Annotated in this window: 18 protein-coding genes; 5 read left to right on the forward strand and 13 right to left on the reverse strand. The window is 34.9% G+C overall.

All coding sequences use genetic code 11. From position 1 onward, the window contains the following. Window position 1 precedes the first annotated feature (1 nt). From IIF7_RS06210 to IIF7_RS06230, 5 genes are all read left to right on the forward strand, one after another. Entirely contained in the window at window positions 2–598 is a 597-nt protein-coding gene (locus IIF7_RS06210; protein ID WP_084840825.1) for a conjugal transfer protein, read from the forward strand. Further along, the gene (locus IIF7_RS06215) at window positions 598–1452 is read left to right on the forward strand and encodes a hypothetical protein (RefSeq protein WP_084840826.1); all 855 of its coding nucleotides are present in this window, start codon (window positions 598–600) and stop codon (window positions 1450–1452) included. The genes IIF7_RS06210 and IIF7_RS06215 overlap by 1 nt, the downstream gene beginning before the upstream one ends. 89 nt (window positions 1453–1541) lie before the next feature. Then, window positions 1542–2150 carry a conjugal transfer protein TraK gene (locus IIF7_RS06220; protein WP_084840827.1) on the forward strand — a complete coding sequence of 203 codons (609 nt, stop codon included), beginning with the start codon at window positions 1542–1544 and terminating at the stop codon, window positions 2148–2150. Window positions 2151–2161: 11 nt separating this feature from the next. Next, entirely contained in the window at window positions 2162–3085 is a 924-nt protein-coding gene (gene traM, locus IIF7_RS06225) for a conjugative transposon protein TraM (protein ID WP_084840828.1), read from the forward strand. A gap of 4 nt (window positions 3086–3089) precedes the next feature. After that, window positions 3090–3935, forward strand: coding sequence for a DUF4138 domain-containing protein (locus IIF7_RS06230; RefSeq protein WP_084840829.1), 846 nt, complete (start codon window positions 3090–3092; stop codon window positions 3933–3935). 93 nt (window positions 3936–4028) lie between these two features. Here IIF7_RS06230 and IIF7_RS06235 read toward each other — a convergent pair whose 3' ends face one another. The 13 genes from IIF7_RS06235 to IIF7_RS06295 form a co-directional block, all read right to left on the reverse strand. Beyond that, the gene (locus IIF7_RS06235) at window positions 4029–5399 is read right to left on the reverse strand and encodes a glycoside hydrolase family 28 protein (protein ID WP_084840830.1); all 1371 of its coding nucleotides are present in this window, start codon (window positions 5397–5399) and stop codon (window positions 4029–4031) included. Window positions 5400–5514: 115 nt separating this feature from the next. Further along, window positions 5515–7494 carry a glycoside hydrolase family 97 protein gene (locus IIF7_RS06240; protein WP_084840831.1) on the reverse strand — a complete coding sequence of 660 codons (1980 nt, stop codon included), beginning with the start codon at window positions 7492–7494 and terminating at the stop codon, window positions 5515–5517. A 121-nt stretch (window positions 7495–7615) separates the two neighbouring features. Beyond that, entirely contained in the window at window positions 7616–8956 is a 1341-nt protein-coding gene (locus IIF7_RS06245) for a Gfo/Idh/MocA family protein (protein WP_084840832.1), read from the reverse strand. Window position 8957: 1 nt separating this feature from the next. After that, window positions 8958–10331 (reverse strand): 3-keto-disaccharide hydrolase, encoded by a 1374-nt coding sequence (locus tag IIF7_RS06250; RefSeq protein ID WP_084840833.1) that lies wholly within the window; start codon window positions 10329–10331, stop codon window positions 8958–8960. A gap of 66 nt (window positions 10332–10397) precedes the next feature. After that, the gene (locus IIF7_RS06255) at window positions 10398–11732 is read right to left on the reverse strand and encodes a glycoside hydrolase family 88/105 protein (protein WP_084840834.1); all 1335 of its coding nucleotides are present in this window, start codon (window positions 11730–11732) and stop codon (window positions 10398–10400) included. A gap of 47 nt (window positions 11733–11779) precedes the next feature. Further along, entirely contained in the window at window positions 11780–13396 is a 1617-nt protein-coding gene (locus IIF7_RS06260) for a sulfatase family protein (RefSeq protein WP_084840835.1), read from the reverse strand. 131 nt (window positions 13397–13527) lie between these two features. Then, on the reverse strand, window positions 13528–14550 hold the full coding sequence (locus IIF7_RS06265) for an alpha/beta hydrolase family protein (RefSeq protein ID WP_084840836.1): 1023 nt from the start codon (window positions 14548–14550) through the stop codon (window positions 13528–13530). 36 nt (window positions 14551–14586) lie between these two features. Then, window positions 14587–17337: a glycoside hydrolase family 2 protein gene (locus tag IIF7_RS06270; protein ID WP_084840837.1), complete on the reverse strand. Its 2751-nt coding sequence runs from the start codon at window positions 17335–17337 to the stop codon at window positions 14587–14589. Then, entirely contained in the window at window positions 17334–19019 is a 1686-nt protein-coding gene (locus IIF7_RS06275) for a carbon starvation CstA family protein (RefSeq protein ID WP_084840838.1), read from the reverse strand. The genes IIF7_RS06270 and IIF7_RS06275 overlap by 4 nt, the downstream gene beginning before the upstream one ends. 52 nt (window positions 19020–19071) lie before the next feature. Next, window positions 19072–19935: a sialate O-acetylesterase gene (locus IIF7_RS06280; protein ID WP_084840839.1), complete on the reverse strand. Its 864-nt coding sequence runs from the start codon at window positions 19933–19935 to the stop codon at window positions 19072–19074. A 10-nt stretch (window positions 19936–19945) separates the two neighbouring features. Beyond that, window positions 19946–20677 (reverse strand): SGNH/GDSL hydrolase family protein, encoded by a 732-nt coding sequence (locus IIF7_RS06285; protein ID WP_084840840.1) that lies wholly within the window; start codon window positions 20675–20677, stop codon window positions 19946–19948. 34 nt (window positions 20678–20711) lie between these two features. After that, the gene (locus IIF7_RS06290; protein ID WP_317041866.1) at window positions 20712–22403 is read right to left on the reverse strand and encodes an FAD-dependent oxidoreductase; all 1692 of its coding nucleotides are present in this window, start codon (window positions 22401–22403) and stop codon (window positions 20712–20714) included. Window positions 22404–22413: 10 nt separating this feature from the next. Continuing rightward, a complete protein-coding gene (locus tag IIF7_RS06295; protein WP_176218909.1) occupies window positions 22414–23844 on the reverse strand; it encodes a sulfatase family protein in 1431 nt (476 codons plus the stop codon). Window positions 23845–23988: the final 144 nt, after the last annotated feature.

The following is a 23988-nucleotide window of genomic DNA, read 5'->3' on the forward strand; positions in this document are numbered from 1 at the left end:
TATGAAAACTTTACTTACCGCTAAACAGCACCTTTTATGTATTACCATAATCTCATTTCTAATACTAATTCCGGGAAACATACAAGCTCAGGGAATGCCGGTCTATGACAATACCAACTTTATCAGCTTGGCGCAACAATTGATCGAATCAGCCAAACAAACATCCAATTTAGTACAGACCGTAAACTTCTTAAAGGAGCAAAAAGAAAATCTGGAAAAGGTAACCAATGTTGTCAAACAATTACATGCCGTTCAGGAAATTACCGAAAATAACCAGCGCCTATACCGGATGGTTCGTGATGATCTTCGGGAAATCTTAGCCTCTCCCTATATCCGACCTTCAGAAATCGAAAGGGTCAGTGATGCTTTTAATCGCATCATTGAAACCAGCCTTGAAGATCTTAGTTATATGGAAAGTATTTTATCTAGTGATTATCTCAAAATGAGCGATGCAGAACGGGCTAAAATCCTTCAGGAGAAAAAAGAGGCCTCCCGGAAAATGGTAATGGAAATCAATCAGAAAACAAAAAGATACCGGGACATCATCTCCTTCCGGGAGATGCAGGATAAAATCAATAACCGCGAAAATGAATTTTGATGAATGCTTTGCTTGCTTATAGTATTGGTCTGGAATACGTAGATAGTGTCTTTCAGATTATTAAAGACAGTGACTTCTCTCAGTATACCATCACCGGAATAAAAGGACTTGGTGTTGTATTATTTCTAGTGAACATTCTGAAAAAATACAATGAGGGAATTGCTGACCGTGAAGGATATACCTGGGGACTCAGCCCCGGGGCATTAGTCAAAAATTTTGCCGTTATCTTAATCGTTGTGTTTTCCACGCAGCTTTTGGGCTTCTTTGACACTATTCTTGTTGCTATTGAAGAGGACTATCGGGATACAGCACCTCCGTTGCTTCCTCTTCAGCTACAGGAAATGGAACTGGAACCAGAATATACCGGTATTGCCGGAGGTATAGAGGTAGCGCAAAAGGCACTGGCAACCTTATACGATGTTTTGGTTACTCCACTTTACGGAATCAAAATGATTTCCTTTATGGCGGGTCTGTTTTTATGGATTCTGGATCTATTTATCTATCCATTATTTCTGGCCGAGCGCTATTTTTTATTAGGACTGATGCAAGCATTTTTCCCACTGATCATCAGCCTTTCGGTCTTCGATAAATTCCGATCTATGGCGTACCAGTTCTTTAGACTCTACACCGCTGTTTACATGCTGGTTCCGGCATTTTTCCTAGTTAACATTTTCATCAATACACTTTATACCCAAATCAATGCAAATTTCTGGAATGAGCTTCTCGGTATAACGATGGATAATCCACTAATCAACATCATTATTGAAGCAGGTTCCATAGGCTTTATTGTATTCCTGAAGTTTAAACTCTATAAAAAAGCGACCAGTTTTAGTCTTCGCTTATTTACCTCATGAAATAGTTGATTAACCTTTCTAATTCAGGTAGCGCTTAAGCGTATCAATTCCCGATTATCGGGTAATATTCATCTCTAATCCATTAAATTATGAAAACACCTTATACTGATATTTTTGCAATACTAAAATTAAACCGTCTGGTCTCCATAAGTATAAGCATTGGTGCATTCCTTGCGATTAGCTACTCCGCATGGCTAACCTATTCCATCCATAATGAAGCATTAAATAATGCATTTGCTGTTGATGCCAATGGCAATGTACTCCCCTTAACTTGGGAAAACAAAAAAGACCATCTGGATGTGGAAGTATTGTCGCATTTGGACAATTTCCATCGGTATTTTTACGATCTGGAATCAGGAACCTACGAAAAACACATTGAAAAAGCCTTATGGCTCGGGGATCAAAGTGTAAGTGATTTATACCAACAAAAAAAGGCTGATGGTGTTTATAATCGCTTGCTACAATACTCCTTAGTACAACAGGTTACTCGGGTACAAAGTGAAATTGATTTACAAAACCTTCCTATTCCGTTTCGAACCACCACAATTTTTAAAATTAACCGTGGGGGAATTACGGATACCTATGAGCTTATTACTTCCGGAAAAATACTCCGGGTAGAACGGTATTTTCCTAAAAATCCGCATGGAATGCTGATCACTGACTTTTACGAAAACTCCCTTCAAAAAGTAACTGATTAAAATTAAAAATCATGAAAATACCTAAAAACAGTATTGTTTTTATCGCTCTTACGGTAATTGTAATTGCCTTTATTGTCGGCGCCATCTTTTGGTATCTTGATGATGGGCAGGAAGATATAAACCTTCAACGCACGGGTATCCCCGAACTCTCTGAAGAGCCCATAACCTATACTTCCAAATTAGAAGCACTCAATAATCTGGAAGAAACAAAAGAGCGAACCGCGCCTAGTATTTACCAGGAATATGATAAAGATAGCCTGAATAATAGAAGTCCATCCAGTGGGATTAATCCCTCCATTCCCATGCAGGATAGTTTACTACCCAATCCACCGCCACATACGCAAAGCTCAAAAAAAACAGCGGTCGGGAATAGTTCAGCAAATCATTTAAATCCTAGCTTAACCAGATCTTCTCACTCTTTTAAAAATCATTTTAATATAAAAGAGCGGGCATTAGATCATCAATTGTTTTTTGCGGCACATTCCGAAAAGCAATTACTCCATAATACTTTTACAGACTCTGTTATTCCAGCTGTTGTTGATGGGCATCAGGTCGTTCGATCCGGTTATCGCTTGCAACTGCGATTACGTAAAGATTGTAGTATCAATGGTCATCGATATCCTAAAAACACCAAACTATTCGGGTTTGTACGATTTCAACCTAATCGCGTGCTCATTGATATCTCACGAATCAACCATGAACCTATAGCTTTAATGGCTTATGATCAGAGTGACGGTAATGCTGGTATTTATATCCAAAATAGCTTTCAGGCCGAAGCAAGCCAGGAAGTCATTGGAGATGTCGTTGATGATATTCAAATAACAGGAGTTCCACAGGTCAGTGGTCTTCAACGGATTTTCAGAAAAAATCACCGCAATATCAAAGTCACCATTAGCAATAACTATAAACTTCTTTTAAAACCTTCTAAAATTTAAAACCATGAAAACTGTACTTACTCTTTTTCTTATCCTTTTCTATGGAAGTATTCAAGCAGAAACTTCAAAAGCACTGGATACCCTTTATGCTAACGAAACCTATAATGTAGCCTTGTTTTTTCCAAAACCAATTCGTCAGGGAATTACCGGAGCTGAAAATTTTGCTTTTACATTTAATCGTGATCAGCAGCAAAATCTTGGACTTTTACAGGCCAGTCCCGGTACACTTACCAATTTACTGGTGATCTGCAATGATGGTTCCATATATAGCTATATCCTAAAGTATAGAAAAGAACTCTCCAAACTCACTTATTTTTTGAGTGCGGAATCAAGTATTGGAAACGAACACTATCAAACAGAAGTATCGGAACAGCAAAAGAATCAGAATATTACAAGTGATTCTCTTATAAATAAAATAGATAGTACTGATTATCAATCTACTTGTATTACGATTTTAAATAGTCAGGAGCATATTCGAAAAAAGAAAAAAAGTAAGTATGGCATCAAACTGGAACTTCAAAATATTGTGTTTAGGGATCATCAGCTGTATTTTAAATTTCAATTAAGCAATACCTCTACTCTGGACTATGATCTTAATTTTCTGAAACTCTATGTACAAACGAAGCAAAGGGGAAAGAAAAAATCCATGCAAAGTGTTCTGAAAAAACCTATATACTCCCACCAAATACCTACTAAAATAACTGGTGGAGCAAAAGCGAGTTTTGTCGTCGCATATGATAAGTTTTCCATGGCTAAAGATAAACGGCTGTTGATTGATCTCAACGAAGCAAATGGTGAACGACATATCGATCTAAAAGTGAATAGTAGAGTGATCAATTTTCCGAATTGAATGAGTATTCGATTTTTCATCAAAAATGGATTTCCTTCATTACTTAAATCAGAAATACCCCTAATTGTGCAATTTTATAACACAACTAGCAATTTATTGTACATAAAATCCATTGATATTACTATTAATGTATTTTTTACTTAGAATTGTGTCTACTTCTACATTTAAAATTTTTACATTTTCAATTGCTAGATCTTTCTGTCCTTTAATAAGGGTTACATATTCTGCTTTTGAAGCGTGTATATTATTTATATATATATTTTTAATTGGAGTAAGTTTTTTTTCGATTGTAGGTACTAGATCTCGCCACTGATATAGGACATCCGTTTCAATACCCAAAATTCCTTTTTTGATACTTCCAGATTTTATATTATTCACATGAATATTACTTACAAAGCCTCCTCGACGTTCATTAGTCTTAATATAAACAAGATGAAACATCGATGCCCCTGAAATCACCTCGCAGTCAGAAATTAAAATATTTTTCACACCTCCCGATAATTCACTACCAATGGCTACTAACTGGTGCCCATTTTTCATGACACAATTTCTCATTACAATATTTTTTGATGGCGTATTTAGACGCCAGGCATCTTGATTCCTTCCCGATTTAATAGCAATCGCATCATCGCCCTGATCGAAGATACAGTTTTCAATTAGTACATTCTGACTCATTTCTGGATCTACCCCATCATTATTATGTCCGTGAGCTTTAACTTTAACATCCCTAATTACCACATTTTTAGACAAATAGGGGTGAATAGTCCAGAAAGGACTGTTTACAATGGTCACCCCTTCAAGAAGAATATTTTCACTTCTATTGAATTGTATAAATTGAGGTCTAAAATGTGAAGTATCATTTACCATTTGTCTTTCTTTAACAGGCTTGTCAAATGATGCTAAATTATATAAACGCTTCAGACTGTTTAAATGTGCCTCTGGTCTGGAAAACCAAGTTTTCCAGACGTCCATTTTAGCATGTAATTTACCTTTACCCGTTATAGCTATATTTTGGCATTCCAAAGCATAAATTAATGGAGAGTAATTATAGCATTCCATCCCCTCCCAAGTAGTGAATACCTCAGGTAAGTAATCTTCCGGATCTTCAGAAAATATCAATTTTGCGCTATCTTCTAAATGGAGATTTACATTACTTTTCAAGTGAATTTTCTTCGTCAACCATTCTCCATTTGGAATAACTACAACTCCACAACCTTGTTTATTTGCTTTTTCTATAGCCATTTTGATAGCCTTAGAAGTAGTTTCTTTATCCCCTTTTGCTCCAAAGTCCGTTATGACAAAACGCTCGCAATTTGAAAAATTTGGAACCTTAATTTTCGGCATATTAAATGGGGTTTTCAAAGATATTTTTTCAATTTTCGGAGAATGTTCGAAAAAAGTTGATTTTTTCTCTTTACAAGAAATCAAGGTTATAATAAAAGCAAGAATCACTACTAATTTCATATAAAGAATAAAATTTTTAAATCTCAATACCTAATTAAGTGCATTAATAGTTAAAATTATAATTTTAGGTGTTCTAAACTAAAAATGACCTATTCCATCTCAATTATTAAAATATTCAGTGTATTTTCTTTAATACTCCTGCAAAACCTCCATTTCTAACCATTTTAATATTTAACTTATCGGTCTTTTTTACTACTTTTTTAGAATGACGATAATCCATGGCCTGCTTTGCGGCGTTTACTCCATCTTCAAAGTATTCCATTTCATAAGTGTCCTCGCCATATAGGAAATCCAAGGATACTTCAATAAGCCTCGAACTTTCATTATTATTGGTCATCGCCCCGATGTACCAATCTTCTCCCTTGCGCTTTGCAATGATCACATATTCTCCTAATTTAGAATCTAAAGAAAGAGTTTCATCCCAGGTCACCGGCACATTAGTTATATACTCTGTACATTCACGCTCACGATAATAATTTGAAGGACTATCAGCCAACATCTGAAGCCCACTTTCAAAAATTACAAACAACGCCATTTGATAAGCTCTAGTGCCAATACCGGCAGAATTAGGACGTTTGCTATGATAAATTTCAGGCTGCATACTTAACATTGCTCCAGGTGTATAGTCCATAGAACCAACTGCATTTCGCATAAATGGTAAGTAAATACTATTATCAGGGGTCGCCCTGCTCATTTGTTCCATTCCCAAAACCCCTTCGTAGGTTAAAATGTTTGGATAAGCTCGTTCTAAACCAGCAGGCTTAAATGCTCCATGAAAATCAATAAATAATTTATGCTTTGCTGCTTCCTTTGCTACTCTCTCGTAGAAATTAACCATCCATTGATCGCTACGATCCATAAAATCGATTTTTATACCTGCTATCCCCCATTCTTTAAAGGTTTTAAATAACTCAAAGTTATTTTCTACGGTTAACCATGGTAGCCATAAAACAATATCGACATTACGCTCTTTCCCATATTTAATTAGCTCGAATAAATCTATATCTGGATTTGGTGTATATGGATTTGTAGTACTCTTTGCCCAACCTTCATCCATTATTATATAAGAAATACCAAATTCTGAGGCAAAATCTATATAGTACTTATAAGTCTCTTCATTATATCCAGATACAAAATCCACATTATATGCAGAAGCTCCATTCCACCACTCCCAGCTTACCTGACCCGGTTTTATCCAGGATGGGTCTTTTATTTTACTTTTCGGTGCTAACTGATATGTTAATGTATTTTCAAGGAGGTCTCCATCATTTTCAGATACCATAAAATATCTCCAGGGAAAGTTTCTATTACCATCTGTTTTAGCTATATAATCTGCTTCCTTTATGATCTTTAAACTTCTATCATTATTAGGCTCAAACTCTATTGGATTTTTTGGGAAAATCGATTGAACTCCGTTTGTATTTTTTCCCCTAATAAACATGGCGGGATAATCGAATAAATTAGATTCTGATATCAGAATTTTATATTTATTCTTTGTTTCTACCAATACCGGCAACGTAGACATTTTATTTTCTTCATCAAATTTACTTGATCCTAAATGGGTATAAGGATATTCATAATTTGTCTTAAAAGAAGGTGTTTGCTGTAAATGAAGCTTATATTCATCTGGGAAATTAACCGAAAAACACTCATCTATAATTTCTATTTCTCCTGGAATTTTTGTTATAAACCTATAAGCAAATCCATCATCATATGTTCTAAATTCTACCCCAAAGTCTTTCTCAAACTCTAAATATAGATTATTATAATGATCTGTAATTTTAGAAAACTTAAGTGGTACTACGGGAGTTAAAACTTCATTAAATTCTCCCATTTTTTGAGATTTGATAATTGGAGCTTCGCCAAGTACTTTATCCTTCAATACAAGCTTCAGTTCATTATTTTCTAATAGTAATTTATCTGAAAAGATCAATGAATATTTTATATTTTTGCCAACCCTAATTAAGACCTTTAACTTACCATTAGGTGATGTTAATTCGAAGCTTTTTTCACTAACTGAGGTCCCAAAGCAGGTAGTGATAATTCCTAAAATGCAAATTATAAGGCTTATCCTGGTTTTAGTTTTTATAATCATATGTTATTTTTTTAATATTTAAATCTGATTAAGTTATGCTGAAGGTTTTAACTGATTTTTCTCTGTCTTAAGAGGTTTTCAAAACCTTAGTGATCAATATTTTCGATAAACACAAAAAAAATCAAAAACTCGGCTCCCAACCTTTTTCATATTTTCTATCCCATAATTTCATTGCTTTTCGGTCATAAATATGTCCTGTTTTAGAATTGATCTCGAATTCATTACCTGTTCTGTAGGCTATATTTGCGTAATGTACCATTGCCATACTTACAGCCGCATCTGCTATAGGAGCCTGCAATTTATCTTTCCCTCTTATTGAATTGAAAAAGTTTAATACATGCGCAGTCGAGGTATCTCCTCCTCCACCCAAAGCAGTTCCAGATTCATTAGAGCCAGACTTAAATTCTTTAATTATCTTTCCGTTTAGATCTGTTATTTCATATCTTTCCCTATCAACAAATGCGGCACCATTACTACCGTAAATAATCGTTCCTCTTCCTGCTCCATAAGTATTATAGCCATTTCTACTTTTCCCATCCCATTGAATAACCTTATCATCAGGAAAACTAAAAGTAGCTTCCATGCTATCATACATTTCCCATCCATCATCCTTAAATTGCCGTTTATGAGCCAGCACTTTTGTATATTCCGGATACTCCACCTGTAAAGCCCAACGGGCAACATCCAATTCGTGAGTCGCATTATTCCCTGCTTCTCCAGTACCATAATTCCAACCGTACCAATGCCAGTTATAATTCCAGGTTTCAGAGGTATATTCTCTGTGTACAGCTGGGCCCTGCCATAACTCCCAATCTAAGCCCTGTGGTACTGCGGCCCTCTTTTGAACTGGTACAGCATCTCTGGAATTTACATAAAATGCAACTGCCTTATACGGCTTCCCAATAACTCCATTATGTATTTGGTTAATGATATCTATGGTATGACCGGAAGAACGTTGTTGGTTTCCCATCTGGACTAGCTTATCATACTTATTGGCTGCCTGAACCAATAATTCATTTTCATTCATGTTATGGCTACATGGCTTCTCAACATATACATGTTTACCCGCCTTCAAAGCCATGATAGAGCCTGGTGTGTGCCAATGATCTGGGGTTAAATTGAAAAGAACATCTATATCTTTATCCTCAATGATCTTTCGTATATCGACCTCTAATTTTGGTTTATATGCTATCCGTTCTGAAAAATTATTTAAAGCTTTCGCTCGCTGACTTTCCATAACATCACATAAATATGATAGATGCACGTTAGACTCCTTTAGTGCTATTGGATTATAAAATGCAGCAAGTCGTCTTCCTAATCCGGCAATGGCGACATTTAATCTATCATTTGAGCCAATAATCCTATTGTAACTTTTCGCCGGCATCCCCATTAAAGAACTTGAAAATGCTAAAGCTGTTCCACCAAGTGCAGTATTTTTTAAAAATTTTCTTCTTGAAGACATATTATAATTCTTTAATTTTTATATTCTTAAATAATACGCGATCCCCATGATCCTGTAATAATATTTGTCCTTTTTCGAGCTGGCCAAAATCCGGCCATTTATCGTATTTACTTTCTGAAACCAGTTTTTTAAAGTTTTCACTAAATCGATCGTATTCTAAGACTTTCTTATCATTTAAAAAGTGGGTTACCACACCATTTTTAGAAATAATATGAGCACTATTCCACTGCCCAATTTGGTTAACTGACTTATTAACATCAGCTTGAATTAAATCATATAAAGAGGCTAAAGTTCTACTACCTTCATGATTTCCTAATTTAGCATCTGGATGATTATTATCATCCAGAATTTGATATTCTAATCCTATAGAGGATCCGGGTCCTTTATTTAAATCTGTATCTACATAATATTTAATTCCGCTGTTTGCGCCCTTTGTAAGTTGAAAATCGACCTTAAGTTCAAAATCTTTATATAGTTTTTCAGTTACTATATCCCCTCCGGCATCAGATTCCTTACCTCCGGTAGAAAGCACAGTTAAGTGGCCATCTTCAATAACCCAGCCTTCGTTAGGAAAACTATCTAGCTTTGCTCCTTTCCACCCATTTGTAGATTTACCATCCCATAACATTTTCCACCCATTCTCTTTTTCTCTACTAGTTAAATTATTTTTGGTCCTAACAGGATTTAGGTCCATTTTCCTTAAAGCCCCCTCTAAATTTTCTGTTTGAATCATAATATTCTTCCACATAATTTTCTTCCCGGGTTTCTCCTCAGGTTTTATTCGATGTACCTGTAAAGCAATAAAACCGGTTTTTGTTTCATCATCTATTAAAAAGGCTGTAGGCACATCATTTAACCAAACTTTTAAAGAGTCATTTATCGCTTCTACCCGTACATGATTCCATTCATTCTGTTTAAAAGCTTCTCTTGCAGTTTGATTTTCTTCTAACGATACCAGCCAACCTCGCCTTGCTTCTTCATAAATCCCCCCACTCCAACTACGATCGGACGGATCTATTTCTACCTGGTAGCCATGCACTCTGCCATCTTGAAACTCTGGCTTACTATTACTTCTTATTTGAATACCAGAGTTCATACTTGGATCCACCTTGTAATCGAGCTCGAGTATAAAATCATCATAAAGTTGATTGGTAGTTAAAAATGAATTAGGGGAATCCTCTGGAACAGTTTCTCCAACAACAACACCATCCTCTAAAGTATATTTTGCGTATCCACCTTTTTGCGTCCAACCATCTAGCGTGTTTCCTTTTATTAGTGAATAACTGTTCTCATCTGTTTTTTTCTTTGTTTTACAGCCTGCTATCATTAGCAATAACAACAGGGTAAATAAAGTTGTAAGCTTTGTATGTTTCATAATATTGGTTTAGGTTAATTCTAATTTTTATTATAAAGGAATATCTTTCCTATCACTTATATGATTTTAATTTGCTTTTGATAGTTGAATTGCGCTATCATCTATTTGGAAATTTTCATTCTTTAATAGTTTTATTATCTCTGCACCTGCTAATAGTACAGGACCATAACCATGCGCCGCATATTTGTGAGTTGGTCTGTGATAATAAAACGCGGGATCGAACCCCATACCTGTACCCACGCAGGTACCATCTACAGTGCCATCTTTATCTATTTTTGTCTCTACAGCATTCCATGCCAATAATACCATTGGCCCATAGGTCATTTCATTAACATATCCATTATTAATGGCTTTAGCAATAGCATAAGTATATATCGCAGTTGCAGAGGTTTCTAAATAAGAGTCATTTCTATCGATTAACTGATGCCAAAATCCCGTCGCGTCCTGATAGGAAGCGAGACCTTGAATGTGAAGCCGCAATTGCTCTAAAACATCTTCTCTACCAGGATGATTTTCCGGTAGCACCTCTAATAATTCTATCATGGCCATTACAGCCCATCCATTTGCTCTAGCCCAGTGAAATTCTGGTTTTATATTCATGGATTCTACCCAGCCGTGCATATAAATCCCTTTTTCCTTATTAAACATCCTCTTAGAAAATTGCTTTACCTGATTCACGGCATCATCAAAGTATTTATCCTCACCAGTAAATTTACCCATTTGTGCCAATGCCGGAACACTCATAAAAAGGTCATCCAACCATAGTGTATTTTTTTGAGGTCGGTTACGAGCTAATGTCCCATCCGGAAATCGGAATTGTTTTTCACTGATGTATTCTATAAAATTTAATATTAAAGGTTCTAATTCTAAATTCAGACCAGCCCGTTCAGCCTTTATCATCGCTGCACAAAGGGCACCTGCATCATCTAAGGCATCAGGTTTTAAAACAGAATGTACAGCCGTTTTTTTCTCAACATTTTTGTCTTTAAGCGATATAGCAAGATCTGAAATGAGTTTTAGCCGTGATTTTGTATAGTCCTGAAAATATTGTTGTCCGGTAGCTTCAGTAGCATGTAGCATACCGGCATAGGTAACACCCCACTCATAGCTTGTTAAGCGGAAAGAAGAAGGTGCAAATGTGGTATTAGCATCGACCTCCTTTAGATTTCTCACTTCTTTCTTTGAACTATTAATTAATGTTGAAGCAGTACTATTTTCTAAAAAATGATATACCTTATCTAATGCATTCTCAACTTCATTAATCTCTGGAACTTTATATGGAATCACATAATTTGGCTTTAAATTATGTAATGGGGTAGTTACATCATTGATTTGCGAATAAGCCTTATGTCCATTTAGTGCTATTAAAAATAGTAGTAAAGTAATTATCTGGTTTTTCATATTGATATCTATTTGGCGGATGTAATACACCCATAATTTGAGTTCATTTAATCTATTTTTAGCAATTGGTTCTCTAAATATTTATTATCGAAATTTTTAGCACTATCCTGATTCCATTTTGGCTCTGGAAATTTCCTTATCTGAGAGTAGCGTTTATAAGTTTCATAAACATCTCCGTTCCCAGTTACCCTGGGATCTTCTGTTCTCATTAAATAAGCTCCTAATCTGGCTCTTAGATCTAAAAGAGTTTTATTGTATGTTCTATTCCCTACCAGATTATTTAAGCAATATGGATCATTTTTTATATCATAAAGTTCTTCTGCCGGCCTCTTATTAACTGCATTTTTAAAAAGAGATGCCGTTTTATCTTCCACTTGATTGGCAATCATATAATCTAATGTTGGTGAAGCATCTATATCATGATAACCACCATCCATTTTTTCTAGAATTCCATCCTTCCCAATTTTTTGTGGAGCACCGGCTGGCCATCGTTCTGGTTTAAAATTTCTGATATATAAATATTCATCTGTCCTTATACTACGTTGAGGATATGTAAGGTTATTCCATCTAGAACTTGAATGCCGCTCTCTAGCCATATAAACAGCATTCCTTTTTTCAAGATTCTTTAGTTTTGGCTCAAAATATTTTAAAAGACTTTTTCCCTCCATTGGGTAGGTTCTCATTATTTCGGGATAATTCTCTCCGTATGCCGCTTCAAGAATAGTAGGTGCAATATCTATTAGACTTACTAAATCCTTCACAAGCTTACCTCCTTTTAATTTCTTTCCCCATCTAATGGCTAATGGCACATGCGTACCATATTCGTTTGCATTAGCCTTTGCGTATGGGAAAGGCATACCATTATCTGATGTAACAATGATTAAGGTATTCTCTAGTTCTCCGACCTTTTCTAATTTTGTAATAACCTTTAAAAGTTGTTGATCGAAATATTCGATCTCTAAGGCATAATCTAAAAGATCGCTTCTTACGTCAGGACTATCCGGTAAAAAGGCCGGAACTGAAACGGATTCTATTTTTTTACCTGACCTTATTCCAGATCCTTCTTCATAAACTCTATGAGGTTCACGAGAACCAAACCAGAAATAGAATGGTTCATCTTTATTTCTTTCCAGCAAAAATTGATTAAAATTCTCAGCATAATCAATGCTACTTACTTCTTTTAAATTGGGTTTGGTATATGCCATATCATATTCTTCTCCTGCAGGATTACGACTTCTACCACTGGCTCCCCAATTACCTGGCCCCCACCCCTTACCGGTAAATCCAACTTTATATCCAATCTTTTCTAAAATTTCCGGGAATACCTTATAATCCAGTGGAAATTCACTATCGTGGGTTCCTGCCTGCTTCAATTGCCAGGTATTAAGCCCCGTTAATATTGCGGCTCTACTGGGGCTACAACCAGGAGATGCTGAGAATGCATTTGTAAACAGTATACCCTCAGCAGCAATTTTATCAAACCCAGGTGTTCTTATCCAATCTTCACCATAAGCTGATGCGTGTGGATATGATTGATCGTCGCTAATAACAAATACTATATTTGGTCTATCTAGATTAGCTGTTTCTTGATCTTTATTTCCTGCAACAGAATTTCTTTCTGTAGAATTTTTGCAGCCTATAGTTGACAATATAAACACGAACATAATACTATAAGTTATTGTACAATTGATATACTTAACTAAAAGGAGTATAGAATGAATTAAATGCATCTTAGTTATAAATTTTGTTTACGAAAAGTTTTCCTTTAAGTCTATAGTTTCACCTTCTTGTTATATTAGTTAATTAAAGCCTGTACTGCATATTCAGGTAAGATTTCATGATTACCCTCAAAAATTGTTAGGCTTAAATTACCATATTCTTTAACAAGGATGATTTGTCTATCATATAAGCTACCATAATTACCAAGAGCTTGTCTACATTCAAGAAGCTTTAATTTTTCTTCATCAGATACATATACTGTTTTATCTGTTACGGATAAATCTGACAATAATTTATTATAAAAGTTTATTGATTGGGTTATAGGCACACTTCCCTGAATACCATCAAAAACTCCTGCATATATATGTAATTCCGCATTATTCAATTTTTCGATAGGAGTTTCCCAGTAATAAGGAGACCGCTCTATTGCAGCATCTATATTTAATTTGATACCAGAATCAGTACAATCTAGTATATTTTGAGCGTACTTATTTTTGCGAATCTTACTCTCTTCATACCAGGCTACCAGATCAGTTATTGAAGCCCATGCTGAAAACTTACTAATTTTGTGCTTGGATTTCATAAAAGTACTAAGTGTTGCATATCCACCACCACTAACACCTACAACATAAATTTTGGAGGTATCAACATTTAAGTGATTTAAAGCATAGGCAATAGCATCATCAATATCTGAAATAGCCAATTTACTCATACACCCTTCTGGTTTAGTATTTTGCCCACGGAAATTAGGATGGATATAGTTTATATTTTTTAGTCTACACAAATCAGCGATCTCATCTTTCTGAGTATAATCACCACTCCAAGTATGAAGACTTACAATTAGTGGACGAGGTGTTTCACTAACTGACTTAAATAAGTAAGCTTTTTGGACATTAGCGTCGAATGAAGATTTTATACCTACCAATTTATAGTTATTATCCCAATTCGTTTCCCTAGTATCATCATATTTAATATAGGAGTCTAATCTTGTTGCTTCTGTTGAATGATTAAGAGCCAAACTATCTTCAACCTCTTTACTCTGCCCTTTTAAAGCAACTACATATAATAGAACTACTACATATATCAATTGTTTTCCCATAACTATGTTATATTACTTGAGTCTTTATTATTTCTTTTAATCACCTATCTGAATCTCATAAGTATGCAAATCCGCATTATAAGATTCAACTTTTAAAGTTGCTCGCTTTAAGGCTAATAGATCATCTAAATGAGTAAGTACTACCGTTTTTGACTCATTAGGAAGTAAATTGAAAAAATTATCAGAATAAAAGGTTGGACTAATACTTTTACCTGATTTATCCTGAAGTTTTAATTGTGTGAAAAAGCTAAGTGCGTTTGATACATTTTTCACCTTTACTTCAATTTGATTCTTCATCTCCTTTATACTTACTTTAAGTTCTGCTTTATTCAACTGGCTCATTTCCTTAAAACCTGAAACCGCCGGACCTGTCATTGTCCACGCTCCTTTATAGCTGTCGTTAGAACGCCAGTAAAAAGTATCGCTAACTAATTCACCTTCTTTATTTTTAAGTAATAATTTTATAAAATGAACCTGACTTAAATCCTTCGGAAAATCAATCTTAAGCACATCGTTTGCTACTCCATCGTTTGGAATGTCCGTAGTCACCTTCTTATTCCAGACCTTTTTTGAGTGTATATCATATATTATTGCTTCTACAGAGTAGCCTGAAAAATCTTTCCTGTAGTCGTTGTATACTGAAACCGTATTCTCTACATAATCGAATTGGGCATGCAAAGGCTCTAGAGCATTCTGCGAGTAATAAAGCGCTGCTGTAGGTTCTAAGCTCCAATCATACATTCTACCGGCAGTTTGCGGAACAGGACTATTATGATACCAAAATAAAAATCCACTGGCAAAGCGATCTCCATAAGAGAATTTGTTTTCATTCCAAACTTCCCAAATAGCACGATAATTCATTGCTCCCACAAATTGTGCTTTTTGAGCAAATTCCTCGATAGACTTAGATTTACCAAACTCATCTACCGCGTCCATATATTTTGTAGTTATATTATGAAAGCCTCCTCCATCTAAATAATTCCAAACAGAATCGTTTATTGGCCATAAGTCCTCTTCAGGCATCATTAATCGCAAAGATTCTACTGTTGGTAAAATAGGAGTACCATACTCCGGATTAAATCCATCTACCCTACTTCCCCTTTTTGAAGCTGTATTTTCATAGTACTGCATAGGATTTTCAAATTTATATGGGCTACCATCATGAACCCCGCAACATTCAGATTGCATTTGATACCCTCTGGTAGGGTCTAACTTTTTTATTAAATCAGAAGCTCCGGGAATTTCGGTAGATTCATTAGACGATACATGGTACGCTAAAGAAGCATGATTTCTAATTCTTTTAATTGTAGCTTCAATATTATTAAGATAAAGAGTAGTATCCACCACCGGCTGCGTATCTCCCGTCATCCAGTATTCACTCCAAACTAGAAATCCCATTTCATCACACAAATCAAAAAAGTAATCAGATTCAGATATTCCCCCGCCCCAAAAACGTAATAAATTAAGTCCTGCCTGTTTGGTATATGTAAGTTCAGCATGTGTTCTTTTTGCTGAATTTTTTAACATTGCTTCAGGAATCCAATTGGTACCCCTAATAAAAATAGGATGCCCGTTCACAATAAATCGACGTGAGCTATCGGGTGTGTTTTGATCTGATTTGATTTCTCTTATTCCGAAACGAGTAGATTTTTCATGACTAATCATCCCATCCTGAATAAATTTTAGATCAAGATTGTATAAAAATTGCTCCCCCTTATTAATTGGCCACCATAGCTTAGGATTCTTTATTGTTAACTGTTCGTATTCTTCAGGAGTAAAGACAATTGTTTTTTGTTGTTTTGGTTTTAATGTAACTTCTTTTTCAAAATTAACATCAGCTTCCTCGATTACTCCAGATAAAACTCCGGAAACATTTTCTTCTGAAGAGTTAAATACATCTACAGAAATTGTTTGCTTTGATAGTGTAGTATCAGGCAAATTCAACTTAGTTTGAACAAATGGATCTTTTAAAACTACATCTCCTGTTGCGTACAATTCAACTTCCTTCCAAATTCCCGTATTCCTATCTCTAATCCCATCCTGAAATGTAAAATCCCAACCAACACTCATAAGCATCGTTGTGTTTTTACCTATATTACCGTCTCCTCCGTTTTGATTTTCACCTTTGGCTCCAGAACGTTTTTTATTTTTACGGCCGCTTTGTCCTGGGAAATCTACCGGAGAGATATTTACAGCGATAGTATTCGATTTTTCAGGATCTACGATCTTGGTAACATCAAAAGATTTCGAATTAAACATACCAGCCATATTCCCTAACTTTTGGCCATTTAACCAAATCTCGCATTTGTAATTAATCCCATTAAATTTTAACCATATTTTCTTGTCCTTAAATGACTCCGGAACATTAAAACTTGTACGATACCAATAATGGTAAAATTCTCGCCCTGCATCTGCAATATCTGGTATTACATTATGAGTACGCTTATTAATATCTCCATAATATGGATTTGGATACACGCCATTTTCTACTAATGATGTTAATACAGTACCTGGAACTACAGCATCCATCCATCCTTCCTGATCAATATAATCAGGGTTTGAAATTTCCTGACCTCCTAAATGAAGCGAATCAAACTTTATTAATTGCCATTTGGATGAGTTTGAAAAAGCTGGATTAGAATTCAGAAATACTGAATTCTTAGAAGAAGGAGTACTAATGTGTTTAGGTATATTAGCCTTTATATTGTTAAAATTTGATTGCGCATTTACAACTAACGCTTTCGAATAAATAAACACTATTATGAATCCAATTATAATATTTTTCATAGGTTTTTATTTTTTGATTTGATCATTCCTAAATCCTCATTCTTTCCAGGAATATTAAAATCCTGATGAAGCTGTTCTCTTTTTAAACTGTTTTTTGCTAACCATAACAATACAATTGCGAGCAGAAATAAGGCACCAGCCAAAATGGCCAAAATGTAAGTGCCATTTTGATAATTTGTAATTGCAAAAAGACAAAGGGAGCTTAATGCAACTGCAAACATTACATACATGGGGATTAACACGAAAGAGGCATTAATCCTTTTCTTAATTAACCAGACAGCGATGGCCAACAAAGCCAGAGCAGCAAGCAGTTGATTTGCAGATCCAAATATTGGCCACAAAACATCAAATTCTCCTGTAGATAGCAATACAATAGAAGATAGAATTACAACTGTAGTAGCTATATATCGATTGGCACCAACTTTCTTGATCGTACTATGCTCTTTATCATCAAAGTATTCCTGAAAAGTAAATCTAGCAAGGCGCGTACATGTATCTAAGGTGGTAAGTGCAAATGCAGATACTGTTAAAGCAACAAACGATGTAGCCATTTGTTTTGAGATGCCAATAGCAGCGATTATTTTGCCTAAGCCATCTGCAAATAAAGACACCGGACCATGATTTAATAATTGGCTCACATATTCTTCTCGAGAAATTACCATAACTGCTATTACTGAAAGAATCGCCAAAAATGTCTCTATAAGCATACCTCCATAGCCTACGATTTTAGCATCAGACTCTTTATTTAACTGTTTTGAAGTAGTTCCTGAAGCTACCAGAGAATGAAATCCACTTATTGCTCCACAAGCAACGGTTACAAATAACACGGGAAAGATATATCCTAAATCAGGAGATTTAAATACAATATCATTATCCATCTTAACCTCTGGATTTGCTATAAAAATACCTATAACCGCTGCGATTATAAGTCCATAAAGTAAATAACTGGTTAAATAATCTCTTGGTTGTAAAAGTAAAGTTACAGGTGTTACAGAAGCTATAAATGCATAACCTAATAAGATTATAACCCATAAATTGTAGCCAATATTTATAGGTATGAATTTTCCTAGATACACAAAAAAGTACATTAGGACAACCCCAATTATTGAAGTTATAACAAAAGCATATTTCGAATTTTTAAGGGCTTTATTTACTACACCAAAAACCACAGCCAAGATGATGAACAATATTGAAGATGAAGCTACAGATGGGTTATTTATAAAAGTTTTTGCTATAATATCAGCAAAAACACCTACAATTAGTATTAGTGTTGAAAAACTAAATATTAGAAATAAAACCTTCCCTTTAGCGCCTATTTGCTTTTCGATCACATAACCTATAGATTTACCTTTATGTCTTAACGATGCGAGCATACTGGCCATATCATGTACTGCCCCAAAAAAGACCCCACCTATTATAATCCAGATCACAGCCGGAATCCATCCAAAAGCCACCGCAATTACCGGCCCAATAATAGGCCCTGCGCCCGCGATAGATGCAAAGTGATGACCCAAAACTATTGGCGATTTAGTTGGCACATAATCAATACCATCTTCCAAAGTATTAGAGGGTGTAATATTAGAATTATCTACACCCAATTTTTTAGATACATATTTACCGTAAGTATAATATGCTGTAATTAGGATAATTGCAGAGATAATAATGAGAACAATTAAATTCACTATAATTTATTTTTTGAGTGTTTCATAATTATTGAATATTCACATATTCAGATCAATATTTTTCTTCAATAATCTTTACGAGAATCTTTCCGAAGCGCTCACCTAATCCTAATAATCCTTCAGAAGAATAATGAAGACTATCTGATCGCTTTTCTAACCCATCTGTATCTACCAAATAGGTATTCGCTATATTTTTTGCGATGTATCTTTGGGATGATTGCAATGCCAATAAGCCAGGATATCGGCTAGCAATAGGATTAACCTTTCCAAAAATAATTGGCAGATCTTCTTTATGATATTCTTTCCTTACCTTTTCTATCAATTTTTGAAAATTTGAAGCATACTCCTGCCCCGCAATTTCAAATCTCGCATCGGTTTCCCCCTGCATCCATACAAAAGCAATTGGTTCAGTAATTTTCCCTTTAATAGCGAGATCGGTATATTTAAATAGAGAATCGCTCATCTTACCAAAGTGCGGATGCCCCATTTTCTCAACTTTTTTTTCATCTCTTTCGGGAGACCAACCATACATTGAAGCTCCTCCTACAGCATATTTAAGAATAATGAATTTCTTATTTGGAAACTTTATAGACAACTGTTCCATAATTCCTATTTCCGGACCAAAGGTATCCTCTGATACAATTTGCAGATTCATACGTTTACCATAATTATAATAAGTAATATTATCACTTATAAATGGTACCTGTATTTGATCTTTTTTACCACTCCCAACCATGTTTGACTGGCCAGCAAGAATTATCAAGTTGTAAACCTGAGCGCTATCCTTAGAAGCTTCTGTAGATAATTTTAGATTTTCAGAAAGCTCTTTTGTCTGTCCGAAACAAATGATACCCATTTGTAAAAAGAATAGATAACAAATAAGCATTCTTTCAACAATGTTTCTTATAAAATCCATTTATAGTTCTTTATGATTGATTTAGTTTTCTTTTTAAAAAAAAAGGATATGTATGTCCTGTTGATGTTCCTTCTCCTAAAACATACTTCCCATAGGTGATTGAATCCCCCAGGCATAAAATTTTCATTTGTGGTAATACCCAATTATAACTTTTGAGATATTTTGCAATCATATTTGCTATAAGTCTATATCCAAAAGGAGTAAGATGAACCCCATCTTCACGACCACTATTCTTCATATTCATAATTACTTTGTCTTTGTTATGATAAGGGATGCCTTTTACAAGTAATTCATTGTTGAGATCAAAAAATTTCACATATTCTCTATCCACAAGTCTCTTCATACTTTCACTTATTTTATTAAGCATTTTATTTGGGCGATTTTTATACTTTCTCTTATCATGCCTTTGATATAAATAAACTTCATCAACAGGTGGAGGACTCAACAAAAGTATTTTTATGCACCTTTCTCTTAAAGCATTCACTATTTCAACAAGGTTGCTTTCATATTCTTTATAACCCAATAAATTGTTAGTATTCAACAAATCATTCGTACCTATCATAAGTATCACTAAATCCGGTTCAAATGGTATAACATCACTACTCAATCTATTTAAAACGTCCAATGATGTATTACCACTAATTCCAGCATTTATTAGTGTAATGTTTTGCGCAAAAAATTTATTTATTGGAAAAAGTATAAATACCACACCTATCAATAAATAGAGTTTATTGATTTCCATTTTAAATTTTTTTGAAATTAAATGAAATGGGGTACTACAATTCAATTATTTGTCCCTCCTTCTTCAGTTCTGCTTTTAAACTTTTATAATTGATCTCCTGAACGGGCTTTTTCTCCTCAATTGCAATAATAGCAGCCGTCGCTGCACTTTGTCCTAAGATCATAAAAACTGGTTCCATTCGAATGGATCCAAAAGCAATATGTGAACTAGATAAAGCCAGAGGTACCAGAAGATTCGAGCATTCCTTTTTCTTCGGAACTATAGCTCCGTAAGCTATTTGGTAAGGGTTTTTAGGTTTAATACCCAAGTCGCCCTCGTTTTGTACATATCCATCTGGTGTTATATATCGCTGAACATTGTGAGAATCCATTGTATAAGACCCCATTGCTATAGGTTGAGGAACTTTTTTATGGCCAAGTATATCATGCTCTGTCATAACATATTCTCCTAACATTCTCCTAGCCTCGCGAACATAAATTTGGTGCGGCCAATTATTATTATCCTGAAACTCGTCCTTTGCGTAACCCCAAGTCTTAATTTTATTTTGAATGTCCTCAGGAATTCTTTCATCTGTAGCAATAAAATAAAACAGACCTTTTTGATAATTTTCATGATCTTTAATAATTTCTGCTCTTCTCTCGTAAGAAGCTTCCGGATACTCATAATTAGCGCCAATAAAATCTGTACTAAAAGGCCCATGGTTATTTGTATCTGTTTTGAGATTAGGAATTGGATCGAATTTATTAAAAGTTTCATCCCAACCTGCTTCATACAGTCTGGCTAAAAGTTCGTAGTCATCTTCATTATAACTGTCTGGCTTATAAAATGGAACTAAATTATCTTTTACCTGTGTTAAACACAAACGAAAATTATAGGCCTGAAGCTTTTTATCTCCACTCCCAGTTTTTCCCGGATGCTCTTTAGATACGCCATGCACTAATCCGCTAGATGGATTTTCAGGATTCTTATAAGGACTTATATTAAAATCCATAAAATTGTGCTTGTGGTGAAAAACATCTTTTTGGACTCCATTCCACTTCTCATCATATTTGTTATTAGCTTCTCTCCCAACATGATAATTTATCCCGGCTGCAGCCATTAAATCACCCTCATAAGTAGCATCAATAAAAACCTTTGCTGCATATTTTTGTCCAGATAAAGTTCTAAAGCTTTTGATTTCCCCATCATTTACTTCAACTCCACTATTTCTATTCAGAAACGCTTCCCTATGGACAATTATATTATATTCCTTTATAAAATCTTCAAAAACCTGCTCGGCAATATGGGGCTCAAAAATCCACATAGTTCTATTCTTTCCATCTATAGCCGGAGTTCCTTGTCCTTGGTTTCCATAATCCTCTTTCTTTTGCCACTTCCAGGTTTCTTCCTTTGCATAGTAGTTATAAATACGATGATAAAATTCACGAGACAGACCACCTATTACAGCTTTATTCCCTGTATCGGTATATCCTAATCCTGAAGAAGAAAGTCCTCCAAGATGTTTATCTGGGGAAACCAAAATTACTGATTTCCCCATCTTTTTTATTTGTACCGCGGCAATAACAGCACTAGAGGTACCTCCATAAATTATTACATCAGCCTTATATGATTTTTTGCTTATCAGCTTGTCACAATTGGGTATAATTGGCATACAAACCATACCGTATATACCGTATGTAAATGATAACATCATCAGTACTAATAATATTCTATTCAATTTATCCATTTTATCGTAACTATTTTGTAGTAGAATTTTCTTTCAATATCAGATCCAGATCTCTTTTCATGGCAAAAACTCTATCTGGATATTTATTTGCTAAATTCGTGTTCTCTGACGGATCATTTTTTAAATTATACAATTCGAAAAATGGTTCATTATTCTCTCGCGGAACCTCAATAAATTTCCATTCCTTTTGTCGTAACGCATACACATCATTCCCTGCTTTTAATACGATTGAAGATCTTTTTTCTTTAACCTCTCCTAAAAATGCTGAAATATTATTAATACCATCGGGTGTCACCCCTTTCTCTAATTCATATCCCACTATTGGCGCTAAAGTTGCCATGATATCGGTTAAGGACATTATTTCATTAGATTCTTTACCCTCGGGAAAATGTCCTGGCCAACGCGCAATTAAAGGTGTTCGCACTCCTCCTTCCCATGCACTACGTTTTACGCCTCTTAAAATACCATTTGGACTATGCTTTTTAATTTTTGATAAATCTTCAGGTGCTTTATACTTTCCTTCCAAATCAACATAATGACCTGGCAATTTATTTGCTGCATTTGAAGCATCCATTCCATTGTAAGATGTTCTAAAAGCTGAACCATTATCACTTGCAAAAAGAATAATTGTATTCTCTTTTAGTCCCAAACGATCAAGATGATCTAATAACTTCCCTATATAGAAATCTAATTCATGAACATAGTCTCCATAGGGACCGGCCTCGGTAGAACCTAAAAAAGATTCACTTACAGCTAAAGGAACATGTGGAACATATGGTGCATAATATAAAAAGAATGGCCGCTCCTTATTTTGCTGAGCTTCATTCAAAAATTCAATTGAGGCATCGGTTATTAGCGGTAGATAACTATCCATAGAAATAATATCTAGCTTTTCCTTACCAGGTGTTTTTTCAATTGTATAGAAATCATGTTCTAAAGCTCCAACGATTTCCTTATTTTTAAATACAAAACATTCACTAGCACAGCTGAATCCGAGCCAATGTTGGAATCCATGATCTACTGGTCCATCTGAAACTTTACCTGAGATATCAATATTAGATCCATTTTGTGAATGATAAAAGGTTCCATATCCAACTGGTTTTTCATCGTCTAAAGTTGGAAATTCTGTTCCTAAATGCCATTTACCAAAGCCTCCTGTCCTATAACCAACTTTTTTAAGCATCTGTGGTAAGGTTAGTTGGCTATCTTCCATCATAGATTTTTCATAATTTCTCATAACTCCGTCCTTCTTTCTGCTTCGCCATGCATATGTTCCAGTCATTAAAGAATACCTCGTTGGTGAGCAGACAGCAATTGGGCAATAGGCATCTGTGAAACGAATTCCCTCAGATGCCAGATTATCCAAGTTCGGAGTTGGAACTAAAGAGTAATCGTTGTATACGCCTAAATCGCCATAACCTAAATCATCTGCTAAGATCATTATGATATTAGGCCTACTCTTTTCTTTTTGATTAGTTCCCTTGGTTTCATTATCCTTCGCAGGTAGACAGGAAATGAATTGAGATATAGCTATCAATACTATACACCATCGAGAAATGCTGTTCGAACTTAAACTAAAATTAGT

The organism is Zunongwangia atlantica 22II14-10F7 (assembly GCF_002094855.1).
GTDB lineage: Bacteria > Bacteroidota > Bacteroidia > Flavobacteriales > Flavobacteriaceae > Zunongwangia > Zunongwangia atlantica.